Annotated in this window: 2 protein-coding genes; both read right to left on the minus strand. The window is 46.3% G+C overall.

Annotation, left to right across the window (positions count from 1 at the left end; all coding sequences use genetic code 11):
• Positions 1-241: 241 nt before the first annotated feature.
• Positions 242-451: a hypothetical protein gene (locus AC1DUA_RS37925; protein WP_477504617.1), complete on the minus strand. Its 210-nt coding sequence runs from the start codon at positions 449-451 to the stop codon at positions 242-244.
• Positions 452-558: 107 nt separating this feature from the next.
• Positions 559-1095: an MOSC domain-containing protein gene (locus tag AC1DUA_RS37930; protein ID WP_477504618.1), complete on the minus strand. Its 537-nt coding sequence runs from the start codon at positions 1093-1095 to the stop codon at positions 559-561.
• Positions 1096-1322 lie beyond the last annotated feature (227 nt).

The raw sequence follows: 1322 nt of genomic DNA on the forward strand, positions 1-1322 counted from the left end.
CCAGTTCCGACAGGGATCAGCCCAACGAAATTTACCTAAGGTAAATTTCGTTGCAGAACCTCGCCGCGCGATTACCACATCGCTATCTTGACCACTTTCTCACTCTCATTCGTTCGCCTGAATCAATTCTTTGATCCCAGTTCCGACAGGGATCAGCCCAACGAAATTTACCTAAGGTAAATTTCGTTGCAGAACCTCGCCGCGCGATTACCACATCGCTATCTTGACCACTTTCTCACTCTCATTCGTTCGCCTGAATCAATTCTTTGATCGTCTGGAGCGATACACCCGTCTCATGGTAAACCTCAATCAGCGTGGCACCCGGATGGCTGCGAACAAAGTCTTTGACCTTATGCGTCTCGATCAAAAGCAGCTGCGCACATGGTTTACATCGTTTTTCAAATTTCGCTATGAAAACTTTTCCGCATGCCTCACAGTTGCTAAGTGACATTTTCTCTACACCTTCCAGAGCCAAATCTTACCAGGCTATTTCTAATTAGAAATACCTTCGAAACGATGTGCTTTTTTTAGGGGGTAGCTCGGCAACAAAACGAGAAATTAAATGTGGATCTCGATTTGATCTCCTGGTTTAATTTCGCCGGGACGTTCAACATAAGCAACGATTCCTCTACTTTTCTGTGCTTGTAGGATGAAATGTTTCGTTAGACTTTTGTCGTCATACTGTTCCGCGATCACTCTGCCAGGTCCCGCACAGGGCTCATTCTCCCCCTCACATACTAACCCGCCGCCACTTGAAAGCATCATGCGAATGCCCATGGGAAGTTTGGTTAATTCAGGTGCACCACTCACGAGAATGTTCGCTCCCAACCACTCAGGTCGAATGGTTTCTACACCTAACCTGTCTGCGATTCCTTGAAGCTCCTCGACAGATACAAGGCTAAGCTGACGACGATTCATGATCTCCGTCCCTCTCTTATACATGGGCTGTCTCGAATCCGCCTTGGCAAATACCCCAAAATGCCTGTCGCCTTCAATTCCGCCAAACTTTAATTCTACACCGTCTATTTCTCTCGTCACAAATGTAGCTGGATTATCCGCAATAAGCACAGCTTCAACTTTTATGATCATCGTCATTTATGCCTACCCGCCTTGTCCAAAATTTCGCACCATACTTAACACTATGCATTTCCAGCGTTTGTTGTTAATTATACTTCGACATTGTGCAGCCTAATGTTTTCCTGCCAACTCCGGCCACATTACCCCGTTTTCCCATCCCAGTACGAAAGCTTCCCATCTGCGTTCCTCCGGAAAAACATCAACATCGCCAAAATATTTCGCAATGGCCACATGCTGAGTCGCAT

Source organism: Paenibacillus sp. 01T422, from assembly GCF_056398785.1.

Bases quoted from the DNA above. Each gene is read 5' to 3' on its own strand.
- AC1DUA_RS37930 (WP_477504618.1), bottom strand. From the start codon at position 1,095: ATGACGATGATCATAAAAGTTGAAGCTGTGCTTATTGCGGATAATCCA.
- AC1DUA_RS37925 (WP_477504617.1), bottom strand. From the start codon at position 451: ATGTCACTTAGCAACTGTGAGGCATGCGGAAAAGTTTTCATAGCGAAA.